This window comes from Rhizobium sp. WSM1328 (assembly GCF_057653715.1).
The window spans coordinates 3,592,212-3,612,785 of the sequence record NZ_CM172788.1 but is presented as its reverse complement, the minus strand read 5'-3'; the positions used below and the strand labels follow the sequence as shown (position 1 = coordinate 3,612,785).

The window sequence follows — 20,574 nt, the reverse complement described above, 5'->3', positions numbered from 1 at the left end:
ATAACCGTGGAGCTATTTGGGAGCCGTGTTGATCCAAGCCGCGCCAAGTTTCCTCACGCGGTCCGGACCGCTGGTCCGTCTCGCTCTGTTCGCTCTTGCAGCCGCCATGCCGTTTTTCATCGCAGATGCCGCACGCGCCGATTTTCGCGTCTGCAATGGAACACAAAATCTCGTCGGCGTCGCGATCGGATACCGGGCCAAGGATGGCTGGGTGACGGAGGGCTGGTGGCAGGTGCCGGCAACGACCTGCGCTACGCTGATCGAGGGAGAATTGCAGTCGCGTTATTATTACCTCTACGCAGAGGACGCCGCCCGGGGAGGACGATGGACGGGTGACGTGCAGATGTGCGTGGCGGAAAATGAATTCAAGATCTCGGGTGTGCAGGATTGTTATGCCCGCGGTTACCAGAAGATGGGATTCAAGGAATATGATACGGGCCGCCAGGGTAGCTGGATGGTTCAACTCTCCGACACCCCAGGGACGCAAGAAAGCCAGAATTGATGAAGCGTAATCGCAAAGTTAAAATCCTCGCCACCCTCGGGCCAGCCTCCTCCGAGGAATCGATGATCGAGAAGCTGCACCAGGCTGGTGCCGATGTCTTCCGCATCAACATGAGCCATGCGAGCCACGACATGATGCGTATGCTCATCCAGCGCATCCGCTCGGTCGAGGCGCGCTCCGGCCGGCCGATCGGCATTCTCGCCGACCTGCAGGGACCGAAACTGCGTGTCGGCAAGTTCGTCGACGGCAAGGTGGATCTGAAGCCCGGCCAGACCTTCACGCTCGACAACAACGAAGCCCTCGGCGACCAGAACCGCGTCTATCTGCCGCACCCCGAGATCCTAGAGTCGGTACAGCCCGGCCACCGCCTACTGATCGATGACGGCAAGCTCGCCCTGCGCGCAGAAAAATGCGACGGCAAGAGCATCGTCACGACTGTTATTTCGGGCACGCGCATCTCCGACCGCAAGGGCGTCAGCCTTCCCGACACGCTGCTCGGCGTCGGCGCGCTGACGGACAAGGACCGCGCCGATCTCGACGCAGTGCTTGCCACCGACGATGTCGACTGGGTGGCGCTTTCCTTCGTCCAGCGTCCCGACGACCTTGCCGAAGTGCGCAAGATCGCCCGCGGCCGCGTCGGCCTGATGTCGAAGATCGAAAAGCCGCAAGCTCTTGAGCGCATCGAGGAAATCATCGAGCTTTCCGATGCATTGATGGTCGCGCGCGGTGATCTCGGCGTCGAAATGCCGCTCGAATCGGTTCCTGGCATCCAGAAGCAGCTGATCCGTGCCTGCCGCCGTTCGGGCAAGCCGGTGGTCGTTGCCACGCAGATGCTGGAATCGATGATTTCAGCGCCGGTGCCGACACGCGCCGAAGTTTCCGACGTCGCGACCGCCGTTTTTGAAGGTGCGGATGCCGTCATGCTCTCGGCCGAATCGGCCTCGGGCGACTATCCCGTCGAAGCTGTGACGACGATGGCGTCGATTGCCACCGCCATCGAGCGCGAGCCGCATTATCCCGGCATCATCTATGCCCAGCGTGCCCAGCCGGAAGCGACCGGCGCCGATGCGATCTCGCTGGCCGCCCGTCAGATCGCCGAAACGCTGAAGCTGTCGGCGATCGTCTGTTACACCTCGTCGGGCACGACAGGCCTTCGTGCCTCGCGCGAGCGTCCGCAGGTGCCGATCCTGGCGCTGTCGCCGATCATCAAGACGGCGCGCCGTCTTGCCGTTGTCTGGGGCCTGCATTGCGTCGTCACCCATGACGCGACCGATCTCGACGATATGGTCAACCGCGCCTGCCGGATCGTCGCGGACGAAGGCTTCGGCAAGCCGGGCGATCGCATCATCATCTCGGCCGGTGTGCCGCTCGGCACGCCCGGCGCCACCAACATGATCCGCATCGCCTATATCGGCTCCGACGGCCAGAGCGGCGTCTGATCCAATCGCATGCCTTCGAAAGTCCGCTGCCCGAAGAGGCGGCGGGCTTTTTCGTTGACGGACTGGCATTGCCAAGCTTGGCGACGCATGCAAGTTTCGCTCCCTGGAGCTGGACATGCTCCGGGTTCGGAGGAGCATCATGGATATCGTCACGCTTCTGGCTTTTGCAGCCGTTTCTTTTGTCGGCATCGCGACGCCCGGGCCAACGGTGCTGTTGGCGCTGACCAACGGTTCTCGGCATGGCCTGCGCCGGGCAGTTGCCGGCATGATCGGCGCGGTGCTGTCCGATTTCGTGCTGATCGGCGCCGTCGCGATCGGGCTCGGTGCGCTGCTCGCTGCATCGGAATTCTGGTTCTCGATGCTGAAATGGGCGGGTGCCGCCTATCTCGCTTTTCTCGGCATCATGCTGCTGCGTTCGAAGGGCACGATCGATGCGGCTTTGAAGTCCGGAGCGCCTGCGGGCGCGACTTCGCCCTTCTCGATCGGGCTGAAGAGCTTCATGGTCGCGGCGACCAATCCGAAGGGCTACCTGTTCTTCTCGGCCTTTCTGCCGCAGTTCATCGACCCGACCCTGCCGCAGGCAACGCAATACACGTTGCTCGCGCTGGTCTTTGCCGCGCTCGATTTCCTCATCATGTTCGGCTACGCCTTCTTCGGTTCGCAGGCCGTGCGTTTCCTCAAAACCTCCAGCGCCATGTGGCTGGAGCGGGCCTGCGGTGGCGCGCTGCTGGCGCTTGCCGGCTCGCTTGCATTCTATCGCCGGGCAACCGCTTGAGGTCAGGGTCGAGCCAGGGATAGATGGCCGACGCGATAGGCCTGCGTCTGCTCGCCGATCTCGGGAATTTCTCGCCACAGTCTGAAGCGTACCCGCGTCCAGGTCGTAGGTTCGAAGCCGGAGACGGAGGCGAGTGCCCTGCCCGTCGCAACGTCGGCTCCAGCCTCCGCGCTTTCGGCCTGGCGGATGTCGGCGAGCGGCGCATAAGGCTCTGTCTGCAGGACATCGCGTGTGGCGAACTTGGCTGAGGCGATATCAGGCGAGATTTCTGCCTGCCAGACGATCCAGGTCCTCACCTGTGGCCAGCCGAAGGCGCTGGTGAGAGCCTCGAAACCTGGGCCGCAGAGGAATTCGCTTGCTCCTTCCGGCCTCTGCCAGAGATAGAAGGGCGCATAGAGATTGTCGCGGTTGCCGAACTCCCCCTTGCGGGCGCTGAGATAGGCTTTGAAGCCGAGATCGGGGAAGCCGTCGAGCAGCGGACCCTTGTCGCGGATGCGGCGGTCGATGATCGACATGTCGTAGTCCGCGGGCAGGGGGAAGCTGTACTGCATGGTCATCATGACCGTGTCTCCACCGGTTGCAGCCATTCGACGACGCTGCCGTTTTCCTTCGGCTGGATACTGATATAGCTGAAGGGGCTGTCATCGGCCGCGCCATGCCAGTGACGCTCGCCGAGCGCAAACCAGACGGCATCGCCGGGACGCAATGCTTCGATCGGGCCGCCCTCGGTCTGCGCCAACCCATGGCCCGAAAGCACATAGAGCAACTGGCCTCTGGGATGGGTGTGCCAACGGGTGATGGTGCCGGGTTCGAGCGTGGCGCGCATTGCGGTGTTCTCACCATCGGCGCTGCCTTCGAGCAGCATCTCGACCCAGAAAGGCGAGGTTGCGACGCCCTCCGGCGAGCGGACCGCCCTGCCAGGGCGTCTGATGGTCATGGTCTTCGGGTTCGAAGCGATCATTGCCGGCCTCCAGCCACACGAAGCCGCCAGTCTGGGTCTGTCATCTGGGCAATGCCATTGCCGAAGGACCAGTCTTCCGGTGTGCTGGTGCTGATGACGATCATTACGTCCTCCGGCCGGAGGCCCGGCGATTGCGCCAGGAGATCGGCGTGCCGCCGATAGAGCGCTGCCTTCATCTCGCCGGTGCGAGGCCTGCCGATCGTGATCGAGATGTAGACGAAGTCGTCCGAGCGCGGGCCGGCAAGATAGCTGCGATCGAAGATCAACTCGCGCTCGTCATGCTGGTGGATGGCCTGGAAGCGGTCGTTTTCGGGCACGTCGAAGGTCTCGACCAGGGCGTGCTGGATGTTGTCGGCCAGTGCCATGAGGTAGTCCGGCGACTTGCCTTTACGAAGGGAAATGCGAACGAAGGGCATCGGAATCTCCATGGTTCAGGCCGTCGGTCGGCCTTGACAGCAGAACCATCGCACGGCACGATGATGCTGAAAATCAGAATTTTATGGATGAATGATCCTGAAAAATAGGACTATTTAATGCGACGGACGATCTTCGATCTCGAAGTGCTTCGAACCTTTTCGACCGGCATGGAACTCGGCAATTTCGCCAAGGCGGCCGAGCGGCTCGGGCGTTCGACCTCTGCAGTGAGTGCGCAGCTGAAGAAGCTGGAGGAGCAGGCGGGCACGCCGATCTTCCGCAAGGCGGGGCGCGGGCTGGCGCTGACCGATGCCGGCGAGACGATGCTCGGTTATGCCAGGCGGCTGCTGGAGCTCAACGACGAGGCGGCTGCCGCCGTTAACAGCGTCGAGCTGGAAGGCTGGGTGCGGCTCGGCCTGCAGGAGGATTTCGGCGAAACCCTGCTGCCTGATGTGCTCGGCCGCTTTGCGCGTGCCCACCCGAAGGTTCGGATCGAAGCGCGGGTGGTACGCAATGCCGAACTGCTGGAGCGCGTCACATCGGGCAAGCTCGATCTGGCGCTTGCCTGGAGCGACGGCACGCTGACGGCGCATTGCGAGCGGATCGGCGAAGTGCCGATGCGCTGGATCGGACCTGCCGAGGGGCAGCCGGCCTGGCAAGCCGCAAGCGGCGAGCCGATGCCGCTCGCTTCGCTGGAGGCGCCATGCCTGCTGCGCAGTGCAGCGACCAAGGCACTTGATGAGGCGGGCATTTCCTGGCGGCTCGCCTTCGTCAGTCCCAGTCTCGGCGGTCTTTGGGCTGCGACGGCGGCTGGCCTCGGTCTCACCATCCGCACGCCGGTTGGCCTGCCGGCGAAGGTCCGGCCGCTGGCGCCGGGGGCGATCGGCTTGCCGGATTTGCCGAAGCTCGGCCTGGTCCTGCATCGGGCGGAAGCCGAACCGCAGCCGGCTGCGGCCCGGCTTGCCGAACTCGTGCTGCAGTCGGTGCATGGCGCGTTGCGCGGGGTGGTGGCCTGACATCTCCGCATTGACCCGTCGGACGCGTGGCTGTAGCTTTGGGCCGCTATGAAGACGTTCACCCTCAATATCGCTTCGGTCTTCTTCTTGAGCCGCTGAGGCTCTGCCTTCGGGCATCAGAAGATGGGGCCGCTGACCAGCCTTTGCGGCTGGCGCGTTGCCGTGAAACGTAACCACCCTGCGTCTGGCCAAGGAAAGAGCCGGCAGGATTGGCGATAGAGAGAGATTTCATGACATCAGATGTTTATCCGGCGGCACTGAGTGCTGCGCAGATCGAGCAATTCATCGACGACGGTTTCGTCAGGATCGACGACGCTTTTCCCCTCGCATTGGCCAAGGAAGCTCGAGCCATCATGTGGCGCGACATTCCCTTCGATGCGGATGATCCAAGGACGTGGACGCAGCCAGTCGTGCGGCTTGCCGGCTATGGCGGCGGGCCATTCGAGAAAGCCGTCAATACGCCGGTGTTGCATTCGGCCTTCGACCAGCTCGTCGGCAAGGGTCGCTGGGAGCCGCGCAGCGGGCTTGGCAGTTTCCCGGTCCGCTTTCCCCATCCCGATGATCCCGGCGATGCCGGTTGGCATGTCGATCTGAGCTTTGCCGGCGAGGATTCCAATCGGGATGAGCAGCGGGACTTTTCCGCCTGGCGGGTGAATATCACCTCGCGCGGGCGGGCGTTGCTGATGCTCTTCCTGTTCTCGGATGTCGGGGAACAGGATGCGCCGACCCGCATCCGCGTCGGTTCGCACAAGGATATTGCCCGCCTTCTTGAGCCAGCGGGCGAGTCGGGAATGGCCTATCTTAGGTTGGAGCACGTCGGGGAAGACCGGCCGCTGGCCTTGGCGACAGGGCGGGCGGGTACCGTCTATCTATGCCATCCGTTTCTCATCCACGCAGCGCAGATGCATCGCGGCAAGCAGCCGCGTTTCATGGCGCAGCCCGGCCTTGCACCTTCCGAACCCATTCGGCTCGAACGGGAGGACGGTGCCTATTCAGCGGTCGAGACGGCAATACGCCGGGCGCTTCAGGAGCGGTAACGAGAACAGGATGCATCCTGCCGCCTACAGCGCTGCGCGTCTTTTCAGACGCGCAAAGGACGCTGTAGCACTTTGAATTGCTGCATAATTTTACCCTTAAATCGATTCCGATTTAAGGAATTATGCAGCAGGCCGGGTGCATCACATCTGCAGTTCCTGCAGGGCGGCGCGCCGAATTGCCTGCGGCGGCTGACCGAAAGCGCGAAGGAAGGCGCGGCGCATGCGCTCGCGATCGGCAAAGCCGGTTTCGCGGGCAACGACATCGATCGGGTGGCGGCCCTGCTCCATCATCAGCCGGGCCGCTTCCAGCCTCAGGTTCTCGACGGCCTTCGCCGGCGACTGCCCGGTTTCGTCGCGGAAGGCGCGGCTGAACTGACGGGGGCTGAGATGGGCGACTTCCGCCAACTCCTCCACCGAAAGCGCCGATTTCAGATTGCTGCGGGCGTGGGCGAGCGCCTTTTGGATCCGGTCCGATTTTGGCTCCAGTTCCAGAAGGGCTGAGAATTGCGACTGGCCGCCGGCGCGGCGATGATAGACGACGAGCTTGCGGGAAACGGCGCGCGCCACCTCGAAACCATGATCCTTCTCGACCATCGCCAAAGCCAGGTCGAGACCGGCCGTCATGCCTGCCGAGGTCCAGATGGAACCGTCGATGATGAAGATCCGGTCCTCTTCCATCTTTATCTTGGGATAGCGGCTTTGCAGCTCGCGAGAGACATACCAGTGCGTCGTCGCGCGGCGGCCGTCGAGGATGCCGGCTTCGGCAAGAAAGAAGGCGCCGGTGCAGATCGACGCCAAGCGACGTGTGGCGGGCAGGGCGGCACGAATGAAGTCGGCTTCTGCGGCATTCGGCAGCCTGATATCGGGCGCGCCCGCCACGATCAGGGTGTCGAGGGCCGGGGTGCCGAAGGCCTCCGTCTCCATCATCATGCCAAGCGAGTTGGCAACCGGCCCGCCATTTTCGGAGAGGTAGCGGATCTCGTAAACCTTTTCCTCGAGTTCGAGATTGGCGAATTCGAAGGCGGAGACGGCCGCCAGGCTCATTATCTGAAAGCCGGGATAGAGCAGAAAGCCGATTTGCTGCATGATCGTCGCGTCCTGAAAAGGAATGTCCTGAAAGGTGGTATATATGGCATTCAGGACGCGCACAATCGCGCGTAAGACTCTCCTCAAGCGCAAGGCATTGGGCCGGCGCGCACGCAAGGAGACGGATCATGACACAGGACCATAAGGGTACGGCACTGGTAACAGGCGCATCCTCGGGCATCGGCGCAGTCTATGCCCACAGGCTGGCGAAGCAGGGCTACAATCTCATTCTCGTTGCCCGCAACGGCGAACGGTTGAAGACGCTGGCAAGCCGGCTGACCGATGAGACCGGCCGGACGGTCGAGACTGTCGTTGCCGATCTCGGCAACCGGGCCGATCTCGGCCGCATCGAAGGGGTGTTGAAGGAAGACCGGAGCATCACGCTGCTGGTCAACAATGCCGGTGTCGGTGGAACGGCGCCGCTGCTTTCCGCCGATGTCGACAAGATGCAGGAGATGATCGAGCTCAACGTCACGGCGCTGACGCGGCTGACCTATGCCGCCGTGCCGGGTTTCGCTACACGCGGCGGCGGCACGATCATCAATATTGCGTCCATCGTCGCGATCGCGCCGGAGCTGCTGAACGGTGTTTACGGCGGTACGAAGGCCTTCGTGCTCGCCTTCAGCCAGTCGCTGAAGCACGAATTGGCGGAGAAGAACATTCGCGTGCAGGCCGTGCTGCCCGGCGCCACCGCCACGGAATTCTGGGACATCGCCGGCACGCCGGTTGAACATTTGCCGAATGAGATCGTAATGTCGGCAGAAAATATGGTCGATGCGTCGCTCGCAGGTCTTGAGCAGGGCGAATTTGCAACGATCCCCTCGCTTGAGGATGCAGGCCTGCTTGCCGCCTACGAGCAGGCGCGTCAGGCATTGATGCCGAATCTCTCGCGCACCGCGCCGGCGAAACGCTACAAGGTCGCGTAATTGTAAAAGATAGAAACCATCCGCGGCTGCTGCTGCGGATGGTCGACGGCGTTCACTTGCACGATGTTCAGCCGAAACGTTCCAGAGCCATGGCGAAGATATCGGGATCGACATTGCCGCCGGAGGTGACCACGACGGCTGTGTCGCTTTCCAGGGCATCGCCATGGAAGAGGGCGGCGGCGAGCGCCACGGCGCCGCCGGGCTCGACGACGATCTTCAATCGCGAGAAGGCAAGCGCCATGGCCCGCAGCGCCTCCTCGTCGGTGACGACGATGCCGGCGCCGGCGAGGCGCTTGAGGATCGGGAAGGTGATGTTGCCCGGCTGCGGCGTGACGATCGCATCGCAGATCGAGCCCGATACCGCCGCGTTGCGTTCGATCTTGCCGGAGGCGAGCGAGCGGGTCGTGTCGTCGAAATCCCTGGGCTCGCAGGGACGGACGCGAAAGCCGGGGGAGCTGGCTTCGAGGGCCAGCGCAATGCCGGAGGTCAATCCGCCGCCGCCGCAGGGAACGAGGACTTCGGCGGATGTCACGCCTTCCTCCCCAGCCTGCTCGGAGATTTCGAGACCGGTCGTGCCCTGACCGGCGATGACGAGCGGTTCGTCGAAGGGCTTGATCAGCGTCAGGCCGCGCTCGGCCGAAAGTCTCGCGCCGATCTCGTCGCGATCCTCGTTGACGCGGTCGTAGAGCACCACTTCAGCGCCGAAGGCGCGGGTGTTGGCGATCTTCAGCTTCGGCGCATCGCTCGGCATGATGATGACGGAGGGCACGCCGTGCAGCTTGGCCGCAAGCGCAACGCCCTGGGCGTGGTTGCCGGAGGAAAAGGCGATGACGCCCTTCGAGCGTACCGCAGCATCGAGGCCGGAGACGGCCGACCAGCCGCCGCGAAACTTGAACGAGCCGGAATGCTGCAGGCATTCCGCTTTCACGAACAGACGCCGGCCGGCAATCTCATTCAAAAAAGGAGAGGAGAGAAGCGGCGTGCGCCTTGCATGACCGCGCAGACGGGCGCGAGCTGCGACAATCATTTCAATGCTAGCCATCCGGGAATCTTTCTGCTTGCGGGTTCGCCCATGCATAGGGCGCGGCAAGCCAATTGTGAACGGCGACTTTGTCACGGTGACATGAATGGTGCCACCGCTGCTTCTTGAGCCGCGTTGCGCTTTCCGCCGACTGTTTGATCAGGCGATCTCGAAGCGTCAGTAGCCGCTTGCCGACCCTTCCGCTGCGCGGCTATCCATGGCGCCATTGTAGCGGGCGCCACCGCCCTTTTCGATTGCCGCAAGGCTTTTGCCGCCGACGAGGATGCCTGCGGCCTGGCCCCATTGCGGCGCGTCATTGCCGCCATCGAAGCTGTAGCCCATGGCGGCAAGCGTCTTTTCGGTATCGGGCGAGAGTGCATAGGGTTCGAGAAAGACCTTGTCGGGCTGCCATTGGTGGTGGACACGCGGGGCGTTGACCGCCTGACTGATATCCATGCCGAAATCGACGACATTGAGGATCGCTTCCAATGTGATGGTGATGATGCGCGAGCCGCCGGGGCTGCCGATCACCATGAATGGTTTGCCGTCCCGGGTGACGATCGTCGGGCTCATCGAGGAAAGCGGCGTCTTCTTCGGGGCGATGGCATTGGCTTCGCCCTGCACCAATCCGTAGAGGTTCGGCACACCGGGCTTGGAGGTGAAATCGTCCATCTCGTTGTTGAGTAGGACACCCGTGCCGGGCGCGACGACCGCGGCGCCGAAGGAGCCGTTCAGCGTATAGGTGACGGCGACCGCATTGCCCTCGTCGTCGACGATCGAATAATGCGTCGTCTCGGTGCTTTCCTTGCCGCCGAGCGGTTTCAGGTTCGCCGAGGCGCCGGCCCTGTAGGGATCGATCTTGGCGGCAATTTCCGAGGCATATTTCTTGTCGAGCAGTTTCTCGACCGGGTTCTCGACGAAATCAGGATCGCCGAGCGCTGCATTGCGGTCGACATAGGCGTAGCGCATGGCCTCGACCATGATGTGCACGGTTTCGGCCGAGTTATAGCCGAGATAGGAGAGCGGATAACCTTCGAGAACGTTGAGGATCTCGCAGATGATGACGCCGCCGGAAGACGGCGGTGGCGAGGAAATGATGTCGTAGCCGCGGTAATTGCACTCGATCGGCTTCAATTCCCGCACGGCATATTGCTCGAAATCCTCCTTGGCGAGGATGCCGCCCTTGGCCTGGCTCGCCTTGACGATCGCCTCGGCGGGGGCGGCCTTGTAGAAGGCGTCGGGGCCTTTTTCGGAAATGCCTGCCAGGACTGCGGCAAGGTCCGGCTGCTGGAGTTTTTCGCCGGATGCATAGGGTTTACCATCAGGTTTCAGGAAGATCTTCGCCGCCGCCTCATCCTTGGCGAGGCGCTTGGCGTTGCCGGCGAAACTTGCGGCGTCGCCCTGTTCCAGCGTGAAACCTTCCTTGGCGAAGCGAAGTGCCGGCGCGATCAGTTCTTCGCGCGACTTGCTGCCGTATTTCTCGCGCGCGGTCTCGAAGCCCATGACGGAGCCCGGCACGCCAACGGCAAGATAGCCGTCGAGGCTGGCGCGCGGCACGATATCGCCCTTGGCATCGAGATACATAGTCTTCGTTGCGGCAAGCGGCGCGCGTTCGCGAAAATCGAGGAAGGTCTTCGTGCCGTCCTTCAGGCGGATGGTCATGAAGCCGCCACCGCCGAGATTGCCGGCCGAGGGATAGACCACCGCCAGCGCATAACCGACGGCGACCGCCGCATCGACGGCGTTACCGCCGCTTTTCAGCACGTCGACGCCGACATCGGTCGCCAGATGCTGGGCGGTGACGACCATGCCGTGCTCGGCTTCGACGGGCGCAGGCGAGGCGGCGAAAGCCGAGGTCAGGCTCAGCGACAAAGCTGATATGACGGAGATCGTCCCGATATGCAGGCGGCCCATGATTTCCCCTCCTATGGACAATGATGGAAAAACATATGGGACTGCGGCAGCCCGAGGCAATGCAAGGGGTTGGCTTTTATGTGAGGAGCTCGGCGAGTTTCCGGTTGGTGTCGTCGTCATCGAGCGGCGTATAGACGATGAGTTTCATTTCCGGCCGGCTGGTCAGTGTTAGGCCGGTATGTTCGAAGGACATGCGGCCCTTGACGGGATGGTTGATGCGCTTGATGCCGGATAGCGGACTGACGACCTCATGGCGCTGCCACCAATCACGAAATTCAGGGCTTGACTGTTTCAGCAGCGTGATCAGCCGATCGAAATCCGGATCGCCGGCATAACGCGCACTGTCGGCGCGAAACATCGCCAGCGAGACGCGGGCAACTGCTTCCCAGTCGACGAGCAGCTTGCGATGCGCGGGGTCGGCAAAGAGGCGATGCATGGTATTGCGCTCGTCGCGGTCGAGCGTGTCGTAACCGCCGAACAGCACCTCGGCGGCACGGTTCCAGGCGAGCACGTCCCACCGGCGGCCGAGCACATAGGCCGGCTGGTGTGTCAGGTTGGCGAGCATGCGCTGCAGCGGCTCGTCGACACATTCGGGTGCGGACGAGATTGCCTGAGGCACTTGCCGATTGTTGAGGATGAAGAGATGCCGGCGCTCGGCCTCGTCGAGGCGCAGCGCATCGGCAAGGGCGTTGAGCACCTGAATGGAGGGCCGGATGTCGCGGCCCTGTTCCAGCCAGGTGTACCAGGTGGTGCCGACGCCGGCGAGCATGGCGAGCTCCTCGCGGCGGAGACCCGGCGTGCGTCGGCGAAACCCCTCCGGCAGGCCAACTTCGGAGGGCGTCAGCCGCTCGCGACGGGAACGCAGAAAGGCTGCGAATTCACGGCGGCGGGCATCGAATGTATCGGGTCTCTGGTCCATGGGAGCGATTATATCAGTATCAATACCAGGATAAAACTGGAACTGTTTGCCGTTTCCAGGCCGCGCATGATGCCGGTGCCGCGGGTGATTGAAACGCCCGCGGCTCGATCAATTCAAGGAGCAGCATCATGTCTTCGCAGCATGTGGTCGTCATCGGCGGTTCTTCCGGCATCGGCCTTGCCACGGCGAAATTACTGTTGAAACAGGGGTATACCGTTACCATTGCGGGCCGCGACGGCGAAAAGCTTGCCGCGGCGACGGCATCGCTCGCGGGCGAACTGCGCAGCCTCGTGCTCGATGCGGCGGAGCTCTCCGGTCTCGGGGAGGCTTTTTCCCAGATCGGCGCATTCGGTCATCTCGTGCTGGCGATGGGCAGCGGTCACGGTGCCGGACCCTTCGTGACGCTCGACATGGCGGATCTGCTTGCCGGGTTTCAGACCAAGCTCATCCCGCATGCCGCGGCAGCCCAGGCGGCACTGCCGCTGCTGCAGCCGGGCGGCAGCATCACCTTCGTTTCGGCGGTCAGCGCGCAAGCTGCGATGCCTGGCACGGCTGGACTTGCGGCCGTCAATGCCGGCATCGAGGCGATGGTGCCGGTGCTTGCCGCCGAATTGAAGCCGCTGCGCGTCAACGGCGTTTCCCCCGGGGTCGTCGATACGCCGTGGTGGAATTTCCTGCCGCCCGAGCAGCGCGACAGCGTCTTTGCGGATTTCGCCGGCCGCACGCCGGTCGGCCGTGTCGGCAGGCCGGAGGATATCGCGGAGGCGATTGCCTTCCTGATCGGAAACGGATTTATGAGTGGCCATGTCATCACCTGCGATGGTGGCGTCAGTCTCGGCGCCTGAGGCAGGTTTCGGACGATGCTGACAAAATTATGCAGCATTCAAAGTGCTACGGCGTCCTCGGCGCCTCTGAAAAGACGTGGGGTCCTGTCGGCCCCAACGATGGTACGGCTGCGGCCGTCCGATCGCGTGAGGCCGCGGCAAGCCTCTCTTCGGCCCTGCGGGCGATCGCCTGCAGGTCGCGCGGCTTGCCTGATATCTTCTCCATGGCGGCGATGGCGACATCGGTTGCGAGGTAATCCGGCTTGTGGCCGACGCCGCGAACGGTGATGAGTTCGGAGCCTGATATATCGCGGGCAAGGCCGCGCGAGTGCAGGTGTTCCCAGACGATCTCGTCGCTGTCGCCTGTTATGATGACGGTCGGAGCGGTGATCTGCGAATAGAGCAGCGACTGCTCCTTCACATAGGCAAGCAGTCGTTTGAAATCGTCGGCATTGTTCTGGAACGCGCTGGGACGCAGTACCAGCGACGGACCGGTTTTTTCGATGTAGTCGGCCGGGCGCGGATTGGGGCGGAATACATTCAGCGTGCCCCGCTCCAGCCGGCTGAGCCCAAGCGGCACGACGATTGCGTGGTTGAAGAGCCAGCCGACGATCGGCACGGTTGCCAGGTGATAGTACCAGTCGATGCCGCCTGGCCATGGATGAGTGGCGGGCGCGAGGAAGAGCAGGCCGGCGGTTTTGTCAGGATGGCGCAGGCCGAAGGCGGCGGTGATCGCGCCGCCGAAGGAATGGCCGACGATGATCGCCTTTTCGATGCCGCGCTTCTCCATCAGTCTGGCGATTGCATCGGCCTGGCCGGAGGGGACGGCGTTCTCAGGACCGCCGCGTTCGGAATAGCCATGACCGGGGCGATCGACGAACAGCATTTCCGCCCGGCCTTCGAGTGCGGCGCGGAAGGCCACGACCTGGTCGAGCAGATTGCCGCTGGCGCCGTGAATGAAGACCAGAGCCGGCAGATCCGAATTTTCTGGCGGCGGGACGTGGACCGCATTCATGCGGTAGCCGCCGATATCGGTCAGTTCGCCGATATTCGGATAGGCGTGTTCAAATTGCCGCGCCTTATAAGTGGAGTAACCGATGGCGGCGGCGAGCGGGGCGAGAAGAGCGGAAACTTCTGCAAGCATGATCTCAACAAGCGGTAATTGCGGGATGACCTGCGAGCGGGCACCGCATCGTTCCCGCTCTATTCTAAAATTGCGCGGCACGATCCGACGTCAAGGCCGCCGTCCGGAATCAGGTGCGGTTGCCGGCGAGTTTTTCCGCAAGTGTGTTGGCCTGTTCTTGCGCGGTGCGTTCGGCGGGATAGATATCGAGAAAACGCTCCCACGCCTTCAAGGTCAGCTGATCGTTACCGGAATTGCTGAGGATCGCCGCCATGCCGGAGAGCGCGCCGAAATGACGCGGCTCGAGATCGAGTACACGTTCGATGTCGGACATCGACTTGCGATAATTTCCCATGACGAAATTCAGCGTGGCGCGGCGGTTCCAGCTTTCGGCATAATCGGGCTTCAGCGCGATCGCCTCGTCGAGGAAATCGAGGGCGGCGGGGTTGCGCTTTTCCTCGATCGCCTTGTCGGCCCACTGCATCAGCAGATTGACGGTGGCACTGCCCGAATCGTTCCATTCCATGCGGATTTCATTGGCGATGCCACTGGCTTTTTCGGGATCGCGTTCACGCTTCAGCTGGCTGAAGAGCTGGTCGAGGTGCTGCTTCGGCGAATTGTTGGCATCCGCCTGCTCGACGATGACGTCCTTTTTCGCGACGGCAGCCGACTTTTCCGCGGCGGCGGCCGGAAAGGAGGGGGTAAGGAGAATGAGGGCGAGCGGCAGCGCCGCTGATGTCAAAGCAAAAAAGCGCATGGCGGACATATTAGCCCGCCAGCGCCGAAGATCAAACAAATTTGACGTGATCACCGCAGCGACCCACCGGATATATCTGCCGGCGCAAGCGCACGCGGCAGGGCGATCCGGACGCGCGAAATCAGCCCTGACGAGCCTTGAAGCGCGGGTTCAGCTTGTTGATGATGTACATGCGGCCCTTGCGGCGAACCAGACGGTTGTCACGGTGACGAGCCTTGAGCGACTTGAGCGAATTCTTAATCTTCATTTTTTTGATCCGCGATCTCTATGGGGAATTCACATTCGCCCGTATCTTTAACAATCAAAAGCGCGCCATCGGGCGCGCTGTTTAGGTGGGGGAGCAGATACCCCGTCACCTTTTCCGTGTCAACCACATGAAGGTGTTTTTCCCAAGGCGCAGAGGTGTTTTCTCAGGTCCAAACCGGCGATTTCGGCGTCACGGTGGTGACATGACCCATCTTGCGGCCGGGGCGCCACTCGGTCTTGCCGTAGAGATGAACCAGCGTGTCGGGGCGCCGCAGCCAGTCGGGAACGGCAAGGATATCGTCGCCGATCAGGTTCTGCATGACGCAGTCGGAATGTCGCTCGGCATTGCCAAGCGGCAGGCCGGTGACGGCGCGGATATGCTGCTCGAACTGGCTGACGACGCAGGCGGCTTCCGTCCAGTGACCGGAGTTGTGGACGCGCGGCGCCATCTCGTTGGCGATCAGACCGCCATCGGCAAGCACAAAGAATTCGATGCCGATGACGCCGACATAGTTCAATGCGGCAAGGATTTTCTCGGCCGATTTCCGCGCGGCGTCCGCCGTCGGCGCCGAGATCGCGGCGGGAACCGTCGAGGTGTGGAGGATGCCGTTGCGGTGGACATTCTCGGCGGGATCGAAGCAGACGACCGTACCGTCGGTGGCGCGGGCGGCGATGATCGAGACTTCACGCTCGAAGGCGACGAAGCTTTCGAGAATGAGCGGCACGCCGCCAAGTGCTGCATAGGTGCCATCCGGGCTGTCGGCCGCCGAGCGGAAAACCTTCTGGCCCTTGCCGTCATAACCGAGACGGCGGGTCTTCAGCACGCCCTGGCCGCCGAAATCCTTCAGCGCCGTTTCGAGATCGGCCTGGCTGTGGATCGCATGGAAGCGTGCAGTGGTTATGCCGCAGCCGTTGAGAAAGCGTTTTTCGACGAGACGGTCCTGGGCGGCTTCCAGCGCCTTCGGCGGCGGATAGACCGACACGCTCGCCGAGAGCTTTTCGGCGGCTGCGACAGGCACGTTTTCGAATTCGTAGGTGACGACATCGCAGATATCGGCGAGTTCGGCGAGTGCCGCCGGATCGTCATAGGCAGCGGTAATCTGCCGGTTGGCGAGCTGGGCGGCCGGGCAGTCCGCCTGCGGCTCGAGGATGACCGTGCGAAAATTCAACCTGGCGGCGGCAATCGCCAGCATGCGGCCGAGCTGGCCGCCGCCGATAATGCCGATCGTTGTTGCCGTCATAGGTCGTCCATCGGGTATTCGGCGACGGCAGCACTCTGGCGCTCGCGCCATTCGTCGAGCCGGTCGGCAATTTCTTCGTCGGAAAGGGCAAGTACGGCGGCAGCGAGAAGGGCGGCGTTGACCGCACCAGCCTTGCCGATGGCGAGCGTGCCGACCGGAATACCGGCCGGCATCTGTACGATGGAAAGGAGGCTGTCCTGGCCGGACAGGGCTTTCGACTGGACCGGCACGCCGAAAACTGGCAGCGGTGTCAGCGAGGCGGTCATGCCCGGCAGATGGGCAGCGCCGCCGGCGCCGGCGATGATGACCTTGAAGCCCTCCGCGCGTGCGCCCTTGGCGAAATTGACCAGCCGGTCGACTGTACGGTGCGCCGAAATGATGCGCGCGTCATAGGGAATTTCCAGCGCCTCCAGCGTGTCGGCGGCGTTTTTCATGGTCTCCCAGTCGGACTGGCTGCCCATGATGATGGCGACGGGTGGTCTGTCTGTCATCGTTGCTGCTATTCCCTCTCAGGCGATGATGTCAGGGATGATCTGATCTTCCAGCCTGGAGAGCCTGTCCTTGATGACGAGCTTCTTCTTTTTCATGCGCTGGATCCGCAGAGCGTCGCATCCGGTCTGGATCATGGCGTTGATCGCGGCGTCGAAATCCTCGTGCTCCTGGCGCAAGCGCGCCACTATGAGCCTGATTTCCGCCTGTTCCTGATCGGCCATATACATTCCCCGTTATCGTCCCTGGACCTTGTCCGATCTGCCGATGATTTCCGCAAGCTCCTATCATCAAATACAGGTAACGGCTAGTTAGTCTTGATCATGAAATTGCCATCCAGTCTTCATCTTTTGGCCTTCGACAAGCCTTCAAAAATGTGTCACAGTCCCGCCCGTTGACACCTTGATCCCCGACGATGTTGGCCGGGGAGGGTAAGAGGAAGGAAGGGTCATATGACTGTTCAAGCTCATCTTGAGTCACTCCAGAAAAAGCATGTCGCTCTCGAGGAGGAGTTGCACGCGCTCAGAACATCTCCCTCTATTTCCGATACGGCACTTGCCGATTGCAAGCGTCGCAAGTTGCGCATCAAGGACGAGATTCAGCGTCTTAAGTCATCCGTCCACTAATCTTCCCAAGGATCGCCGGACGATCATCTTGCGCAACAAGGTAAATCCATCCATTCCACCAAAAATCAGCAAGAACCGGTGATTTGACACCAGATTTGCGCCAGCCCGATGCATCCGGCATCGTGGCTGGCGCTTTTGGGTCCGCCACGTCTCACATCGCGTTCTTATGATTCACATCGTATTCCCAGATCGCATGGGAACATGCATCAGGCCCAGAACTGATCCAGCCACAAATTGAGCTTGTCGAAGCCGCGGTTGTTGACCGCGTAGATACGTTTGGTGCCTTCCGAGGTCACGGAGACGAGATTGCTGTCGAGAAGCGCCTTCAGGTGCTGCGAAACAGCAGGACGGCTGATCGGCAGGCCTTCGGCGAGCTCATTGACGGTCCGGGGCGCGCGACGCAATTCCTCCAGCAGAAACCGCCGGTTCGGATCGGCAATCGCAGAGAAGGGGTCCGTGTTCGACATGGCGGGAACGCTACGTCAAACCGGCCGCGCCAGCAAGGAAATTGTGCATTGCAGCGTGTCACTGCATAATTCCTAAAATCGGAGTCGATTTCAGGAATTATGCAGCCGTTCAAAGTGCCACAGCGTCCTTTGCGCCTCTCGAAAGATGTGCGGCGCTGTATGGCTTCTACCAGCCAAGGCCCTCGCCTACGATCAGGAAGGCGGCGATCAGCGCCATCGCATACATGAAGGGATAGAAGATCTGTGGCCTCATCCGGCGCACGCACCAGGCGCCGGCGATGGTGGCGAGCGGGGCGAAGGGCAGAAGCGTCGCGGAGGTCGCAAGGTTCTGGGTGTCGAGCTGGCCGAGCGCGAAATAGGGGATCAGCTTGATGGCGTTGAGGATTGCGAAGAAGCGCACGCTGGTGCCGGTATATTCGCGCGGCTGCAATTTGAGCGGCAGGGCATAGATCTGGAAGGGCGCACCGCCGGCATGAGCGACGAAGCTGCCGTAACCGGAAAATGTCCCCCAGAGGCCGGCGGCCACCGGCCGCTGGCCGCGCGGCGGGATCACCTTGCCGGCGCCCGGGCCGAAACTGTTCCAGAAATAGCGCAGGCAGAAGAGGATGGTCACCGCGCCGATGACGATGCGCAGCATGTTGCCCGGAACCAGCGCCGAGGTCGCCCAGCCCAGCGCGATACCGAAGATCGCGCCCGGCAGCATGATTTTCAGCGTCGCCCAGTCGCCATGTTTGCGCCAGATGACGAGCGAGATCATGTCCATGAAGACCAGGATCGGCAGCAGGATGGCCGCTGCCTCGACGGGCGAGACGACGAGGGCGAGAAAGGGCAGGCCGATCAGCGACAAAGCGTCGCCCATGCCGCCCTTTGCGAGGCCCACCAGCAGAACGGCGGGCACGGCGGCGTAGTAGAATGACAGATCCTGCGGCATGCTTTCGACGTCCTCCTCTTGCCAGCCTCGTCTAACGGAACTACTCACACAAAACGAGTGCGGATCCCTCATTTCGAAGGGGAATTCGCAGGAAACGGAAAGACCCCATGACCGAACCGGAAAACCGCTGCCGCCTTGTGCTCATCGTGCCCGATATCGCCGATGCAGATGAACAGGCAAAGATCGTCGCCGACGCGCTGAAGGGCGGCGATGTCGCCTCGGTGATCGTGCCGCAATACGGGCTCGACGACGGCACCTTCCAGAAACATGCGGAAAAGCTGGTGCCATTGATCCAGGATGCTGGAGCAGCCGCGCTGATATCAGGCGACAGCCGTGTCGCAGGCCGGGCAAAGGCCGATGGCCTGCACCTTTCCAGCAATGCAGAGGCGCTTTCGGAAGCGATCGACAAACATGCGCCGAAGCTGATCGTCGGCGGCGGCAACGCGGCCGACCGGCACCATGCGCTGGAGATCGGCGAAGTCAGGCCGGACTATATCTTCTTCGGCAAGCTCGACGGCGATATCAAGCCGGAGGCGCATCCGAAGAACCTTGCGCTCGGCGAATGGTGGGCCTCGATGATCGAGATTCCCTGCATCGTCATGGGCGGCACCGATCCGGCCTCGGCGCTCGCCGTCGCCGAAACCGGAGCGGAGTTTGTGGCGCTGCGGCTGGCGGTCTTCGCCGAGCCTGCCCGGGCGCCGTCTGTCGTTGCCGAAATCAATGCGTTGCTTGACGAAAAAGCGCCACGGTTTGAGGATTGAAATCGCGCTCATGCCGATCCCGCCCGCCCGCCTTTTGAAATATATCCTTGCCAGCATGGCCGCCCTCGTTGCGGCCGGGCCGAATGTTGCCTTGGCGCAGGCGCCGGACAGCGTCATCAGCCAGCCGGGCACGGGGCCGGCTACGACCTTCCGCACCGACCGGCCTTCCAGGCCGGGTGTGCAACCCTCCGATGGTGTCGGCGTATTCGACCGCATGGGCGCGAACCTGCCGGATCTGCCGCCGGAGAAGGATTACAAGGGGCCGATCGACGAGGCCTATGGCGCCTTCCAGCGCGGTTATTACCTGACGGCGATGGACAAGGCGCTGCCGCGCGCCCAGCTCGGCGATCCGGCGGCGCAGACGCTGATCGGCGAAATCCTCTCGCAGGGCCTCGGCGTCAAGAAGGACGTCAAGAACGCCGCCTTCTGGTACGGCAAGGCGGCCGAAGGCGGCGACGGGGCGGCGATGTTCAAATATGCACTGATCCTGATGGAAGGCGAGGGCGTGCCGCGTGACAAGGTCAAGGCCGACGACTACATGCACAAGGCGGCCGAGGCCGGCAATCCTTCGGCGGAATTCAACTGGGCGCAGCTTCTCATCGCCGACAATCCCGGCGAGAAGGGACTGAAGCTCGCGCTGCCGTTCTACGAGAAATCGGCCGAGCAGGGCATTGCCGATTCGCAATATGCCGTGGCGCAGATCTATGCGACGCTGAAGGACCTGCCGGAAGAAAAGACGAAGCTCGCCCGCGAGTGGATGGCGCGCGCGGCGCGCGCCGGTTTCGACACGGCCCAGCTCGATCTCGGCATCTGGCTCGTCAACGGCGTCGGCGGGCCGAAGGATTACGTCAAGGGCTTCGAATGGCTGAAACTTGCCGCCAATGGCGGCAATGTCGCCGCGCAGAACAAGCTCGCCCATCTCTATATCAACGCGATCGGCACGGCGCCCAATCCGATCGAGGCGGCGAAGTGGTACGTGCTGTCGCGCCGGGCCGGGCTCGCCGATCCGGCGCTCGAGGATTTCTATCTCGGCATCGAGGACAATCAGCAAAAGGCGGCGATCGATGCCGCCAACAAATTCCGACGGCGATAGCGGCCG

At 62.5% G+C, this 20,574-nt stretch carries 25 protein-coding genes; 10 read left to right on the top strand and 15 right to left on the bottom strand.

Translation table 11 applies throughout. From position 1 onward, the window contains the following. Window positions 1–16 precede the first annotated feature (16 nt). From AC2444_RS18145 to AC2444_RS18135, 3 genes are all read left to right on the top strand, one after another. Window positions 17–502: a DUF1036 domain-containing protein gene (locus tag AC2444_RS18145; RefSeq protein WP_011653476.1), complete on the top strand. Its 486-nt coding sequence runs from the start codon at window positions 17–19 to the stop codon at window positions 500–502. Further along, complete coding sequence (gene pyk / locus AC2444_RS18140) at window positions 502–1,941, top strand: pyruvate kinase (RefSeq protein WP_003542849.1); 1,440 nt, start codon at window positions 502–504, stop codon at window positions 1,939–1,941. Before AC2444_RS18145 ends, pyk begins: the two co-directional genes overlap by 1 nt. Before the next feature lie 139 nt (window positions 1,942–2,080). After that, a complete protein-coding gene (locus tag AC2444_RS18135) occupies window positions 2,081–2,716 on the top strand; it encodes a LysE family translocator (protein ID WP_012758927.1) in 636 nt (211 codons plus the stop codon). Window positions 2,717–2,718: 2 nt separating this feature from the next. Here the strand turns inward: AC2444_RS18135 and AC2444_RS18130 are convergent, their stop codons facing one another. From AC2444_RS18130 to AC2444_RS18120, 3 genes are read right to left on the bottom strand one after another with little or no spacing between them, the layout of a single operon-like run. Continuing rightward, the gene (locus AC2444_RS18130) at window positions 2,719–3,276 is read right to left on the bottom strand and encodes a DUF4865 family protein (RefSeq protein WP_012758926.1); all 558 of its coding nucleotides are present in this window, start codon (window positions 3,274–3,276) and stop codon (window positions 2,719–2,721) included. Continuing rightward, on the bottom strand, window positions 3,273–3,677 hold the full coding sequence (locus tag AC2444_RS18125) for a cupin domain-containing protein (RefSeq protein ID WP_012758925.1): 405 nt from the start codon (window positions 3,675–3,677) through the stop codon (window positions 3,273–3,275). Before AC2444_RS18125 ends, AC2444_RS18130 begins: the two co-directional genes overlap by 4 nt. Next, on the bottom strand, window positions 3,674–4,093 hold the full coding sequence (locus tag AC2444_RS18120) for a tautomerase family protein (protein ID WP_012758924.1): 420 nt from the start codon (window positions 4,091–4,093) through the stop codon (window positions 3,674–3,676). The genes AC2444_RS18125 and AC2444_RS18120 overlap by 4 nt, the downstream gene beginning before the upstream one ends. A 117-nt stretch (window positions 4,094–4,210) precedes the next feature. On the opposite strand from AC2444_RS18120, the gene AC2444_RS18115 reads away from it, so the two are divergent. Continuing rightward, window positions 4,211–5,107 (top strand): LysR substrate-binding domain-containing protein, encoded by an 897-nt coding sequence (locus tag AC2444_RS18115; protein WP_012758923.1) that lies wholly within the window; start codon window positions 4,211–4,213, stop codon window positions 5,105–5,107. A gap of 230 nt (window positions 5,108–5,337) precedes the next feature. Continuing rightward, window positions 5,338–6,144, top strand: coding sequence for a phytanoyl-CoA dioxygenase family protein (locus AC2444_RS18110; protein WP_012758922.1), 807 nt, complete (start codon window positions 5,338–5,340; stop codon window positions 6,142–6,144). Window positions 6,145–6,285: 141 nt separating this feature from the next. On the opposite strand, the gene AC2444_RS18105 is transcribed toward AC2444_RS18110, so the two are convergent. Further along, entirely contained in the window at window positions 6,286–7,230 is a 945-nt protein-coding gene (locus AC2444_RS18105) for a GlxA family transcriptional regulator (RefSeq protein ID WP_012758921.1), read from the bottom strand. A 128-nt stretch (window positions 7,231–7,358) separates the two neighbouring features. Between AC2444_RS18105 and AC2444_RS18100 the strand changes: the two genes are divergently transcribed. Further along, complete coding sequence (locus tag AC2444_RS18100; protein ID WP_012758920.1) at window positions 7,359–8,156, top strand: SDR family NAD(P)-dependent oxidoreductase; 798 nt, start codon at window positions 7,359–7,361, stop codon at window positions 8,154–8,156. A gap of 67 nt (window positions 8,157–8,223) precedes the next feature. Here AC2444_RS18100 and AC2444_RS18095 read toward each other — a convergent pair whose 3' ends face one another. From AC2444_RS18095 to AC2444_RS18085, 3 genes are all read right to left on the bottom strand, one after another. After that, window positions 8,224–9,198 carry a threonine ammonia-lyase gene (locus AC2444_RS18095; RefSeq protein WP_041935572.1) on the bottom strand — a complete coding sequence of 325 codons (975 nt, stop codon included), beginning with the start codon at window positions 9,196–9,198 and terminating at the stop codon, window positions 8,224–8,226. Window positions 9,199–9,354: 156 nt separating this feature from the next. Then, the gene (gene ggt / locus AC2444_RS18090) at window positions 9,355–11,091 is read right to left on the bottom strand and encodes a gamma-glutamyltransferase (protein WP_012758918.1); all 1,737 of its coding nucleotides are present in this window, start codon (window positions 11,089–11,091) and stop codon (window positions 9,355–9,357) included. Between the two features lie 76 nt (window positions 11,092–11,167). After that, window positions 11,168–12,022 (bottom strand): helix-turn-helix transcriptional regulator, encoded by an 855-nt coding sequence (locus AC2444_RS18085; RefSeq protein WP_113548009.1) that lies wholly within the window; start codon window positions 12,020–12,022, stop codon window positions 11,168–11,170. A 116-nt stretch (window positions 12,023–12,138) separates the two neighbouring features. Here AC2444_RS18085 and AC2444_RS18080 point away from each other — a divergent pair, with 116 nt between their 5' ends. Continuing rightward, on the top strand, window positions 12,139–12,855 hold the full coding sequence (locus tag AC2444_RS18080; protein WP_012758916.1) for an SDR family oxidoreductase: 717 nt from the start codon (window positions 12,139–12,141) through the stop codon (window positions 12,853–12,855). Window positions 12,856–12,901: 46 nt separating this feature from the next. Here the strand turns inward: AC2444_RS18080 and AC2444_RS18075 are convergent, their stop codons facing one another. From AC2444_RS18075 to AC2444_RS18050, 6 genes are all read right to left on the bottom strand, one after another. Continuing rightward, on the bottom strand, window positions 12,902–13,978 hold the full coding sequence (locus tag AC2444_RS18075) for an alpha/beta fold hydrolase (RefSeq protein WP_012758915.1): 1,077 nt from the start codon (window positions 13,976–13,978) through the stop codon (window positions 12,902–12,904). Between the two features lie 109 nt (window positions 13,979–14,087). After that, complete coding sequence (locus tag AC2444_RS18070; RefSeq protein WP_012758914.1) at window positions 14,088–14,723, bottom strand: tetratricopeptide repeat protein; 636 nt, start codon at window positions 14,721–14,723, stop codon at window positions 14,088–14,090. Window positions 14,724–14,835: 112 nt separating this feature from the next. Continuing rightward, complete coding sequence (gene ykgO, locus AC2444_RS18065) at window positions 14,836–14,961, bottom strand: type B 50S ribosomal protein L36 (RefSeq protein WP_003542835.1); 126 nt, start codon at window positions 14,959–14,961, stop codon at window positions 14,836–14,838. A gap of 163 nt (window positions 14,962–15,124) precedes the next feature. Beyond that, window positions 15,125–16,201: a 5-(carboxyamino)imidazole ribonucleotide synthase gene (locus tag AC2444_RS18060; RefSeq protein ID WP_012758913.1), complete on the bottom strand. Its 1,077-nt coding sequence runs from the start codon at window positions 16,199–16,201 to the stop codon at window positions 15,125–15,127. Then, the gene (gene purE, locus AC2444_RS18055; RefSeq protein ID WP_003552651.1) at window positions 16,198–16,692 is read right to left on the bottom strand and encodes a 5-(carboxyamino)imidazole ribonucleotide mutase; all 495 of its coding nucleotides are present in this window, start codon (window positions 16,690–16,692) and stop codon (window positions 16,198–16,200) included. Before purE ends, AC2444_RS18060 begins: the two co-directional genes overlap by 4 nt. An 18-nt stretch (window positions 16,693–16,710) precedes the next feature. Further along, entirely contained in the window at window positions 16,711–16,914 is a 204-nt protein-coding gene (locus AC2444_RS18050; protein WP_003552650.1) for a YdcH family protein, read from the bottom strand. A gap of 228 nt (window positions 16,915–17,142) precedes the next feature. Here AC2444_RS18050 and AC2444_RS18045 point away from each other — a divergent pair, with 228 nt between their 5' ends. Beyond that, a complete protein-coding gene (locus AC2444_RS18045; RefSeq protein ID WP_003552648.1) occupies window positions 17,143–17,316 on the top strand; it encodes a YdcH family protein in 174 nt (57 codons plus the stop codon). 206 nt (window positions 17,317–17,522) lie between these two features. Here the strand turns inward: AC2444_RS18045 and AC2444_RS18040 are convergent, their stop codons facing one another. Both AC2444_RS18040 and AC2444_RS18035 read right to left on the bottom strand, forming a co-directional pair. Beyond that, the gene (locus AC2444_RS18040) at window positions 17,523–17,783 is read right to left on the bottom strand and encodes an ArsR/SmtB family transcription factor (RefSeq protein ID WP_003552646.1); all 261 of its coding nucleotides are present in this window, start codon (window positions 17,781–17,783) and stop codon (window positions 17,523–17,525) included. 166 nt (window positions 17,784–17,949) lie between these two features. Further along, a complete protein-coding gene (locus AC2444_RS18035) occupies window positions 17,950–18,714 on the bottom strand; it encodes a sulfite exporter TauE/SafE family protein (protein ID WP_012758912.1) in 765 nt (254 codons plus the stop codon). A 107-nt stretch (window positions 18,715–18,821) separates the two neighbouring features. Between AC2444_RS18035 and AC2444_RS18030 the strand changes: the two genes are divergently transcribed. Both AC2444_RS18030 and AC2444_RS18025 read left to right on the top strand, forming a co-directional pair. Then, on the top strand, window positions 18,822–19,475 hold the full coding sequence (locus tag AC2444_RS18030) for a thiamine phosphate synthase (RefSeq protein ID WP_012758911.1): 654 nt from the start codon (window positions 18,822–18,824) through the stop codon (window positions 19,473–19,475). 10 nt (window positions 19,476–19,485) lie between these two features. Further along, window positions 19,486–20,568: a tetratricopeptide repeat protein gene (locus tag AC2444_RS18025; RefSeq protein ID WP_012758910.1), complete on the top strand. Its 1,083-nt coding sequence runs from the start codon at window positions 19,486–19,488 to the stop codon at window positions 20,566–20,568. The last annotated feature ends 6 nt before the right edge of the window (window positions 20,569–20,574 follow it).

Bases quoted from the DNA above. Each gene is read 5' to 3' on its own strand.
- AC2444_RS18125 (WP_012758925.1), bottom strand. From the start codon at position 3,677: ATGATCGCTTCGAACCCGAAGACCATGACCATCAGACGCCCTGGCAGG.
- ykgO (WP_003542835.1), bottom strand. From the start codon at position 14,961: ATGAAGATTAAGAATTCGCTCAAGTCGCTCAAGGCTCGTCACCGTGAC.
- AC2444_RS18025 (WP_012758910.1), top strand. From the start codon at position 19,486: ATGCCGATCCCGCCCGCCCGCCTTTTGAAATATATCCTTGCCAGCATG.
- AC2444_RS18070 (WP_012758914.1), bottom strand. From the start codon at position 14,723: ATGTCCGCCATGCGCTTTTTTGCTTTGACATCAGCGGCGCTGCCGCTC.
- AC2444_RS18030 (WP_012758911.1), top strand. From the start codon at position 18,822: ATGACCGAACCGGAAAACCGCTGCCGCCTTGTGCTCATCGTGCCCGAT.
- AC2444_RS18040 (WP_003552646.1), bottom strand. From the start codon at position 17,783: ATGTCGAACACGGACCCCTTCTCTGCGATTGCCGATCCGAACCGGCGG.
- AC2444_RS18050 (WP_003552650.1), bottom strand. From the start codon at position 16,914: ATGGCCGATCAGGAACAGGCGGAAATCAGGCTCATAGTGGCGCGCTTG.
- AC2444_RS18095 (WP_041935572.1), bottom strand. From the start codon at position 9,198: ATGGCTAGCATTGAAATGATTGTCGCAGCTCGCGCCCGTCTGCGCGGT.
- AC2444_RS18080 (WP_012758916.1), top strand. From the start codon at position 12,139: ATGTCTTCGCAGCATGTGGTCGTCATCGGCGGTTCTTCCGGCATCGGC.
- AC2444_RS18105 (WP_012758921.1), bottom strand. From the start codon at position 7,230: ATGCAGCAAATCGGCTTTCTGCTCTATCCCGGCTTTCAGATAATGAGC.
- AC2444_RS18100 (WP_012758920.1), top strand. From the start codon at position 7,359: ATGACACAGGACCATAAGGGTACGGCACTGGTAACAGGCGCATCCTCG.
- AC2444_RS18045 (WP_003552648.1), top strand. From the start codon at position 17,143: ATGACTGTTCAAGCTCATCTTGAGTCACTCCAGAAAAAGCATGTCGCT.
- purE (WP_003552651.1), bottom strand. From the start codon at position 16,692: ATGACAGACAGACCACCCGTCGCCATCATCATGGGCAGCCAGTCCGAC.
- pyk (WP_003542849.1), top strand. From the start codon at position 502: ATGAAGCGTAATCGCAAAGTTAAAATCCTCGCCACCCTCGGGCCAGCC.
- AC2444_RS18115 (WP_012758923.1), top strand. From the start codon at position 4,211: ATGCGACGGACGATCTTCGATCTCGAAGTGCTTCGAACCTTTTCGACC.
- AC2444_RS18130 (WP_012758926.1), bottom strand. From the start codon at position 3,276: ATGATGACCATGCAGTACAGCTTCCCCCTGCCCGCGGACTACGACATG.
- ggt (WP_012758918.1), bottom strand. From the start codon at position 11,091: ATGGGCCGCCTGCATATCGGGACGATCTCCGTCATATCAGCTTTGTCG.
- AC2444_RS18075 (WP_012758915.1), bottom strand. From the start codon at position 13,978: ATGCTTGCAGAAGTTTCCGCTCTTCTCGCCCCGCTCGCCGCCGCCATC.
- AC2444_RS18060 (WP_012758913.1), bottom strand. From the start codon at position 16,201: ATGACGGCAACAACGATCGGCATTATCGGCGGCGGCCAGCTCGGCCGC.
- AC2444_RS18135 (WP_012758927.1), top strand. From the start codon at position 2,081: ATGGATATCGTCACGCTTCTGGCTTTTGCAGCCGTTTCTTTTGTCGGC.
- AC2444_RS18110 (WP_012758922.1), top strand. From the start codon at position 5,338: ATGACATCAGATGTTTATCCGGCGGCACTGAGTGCTGCGCAGATCGAG.
- AC2444_RS18120 (WP_012758924.1), bottom strand. From the start codon at position 4,093: ATGCCCTTCGTTCGCATTTCCCTTCGTAAAGGCAAGTCGCCGGACTAC.
- AC2444_RS18035 (WP_012758912.1), bottom strand. From the start codon at position 18,714: ATGCCGCAGGATCTGTCATTCTACTACGCCGCCGTGCCCGCCGTTCTG.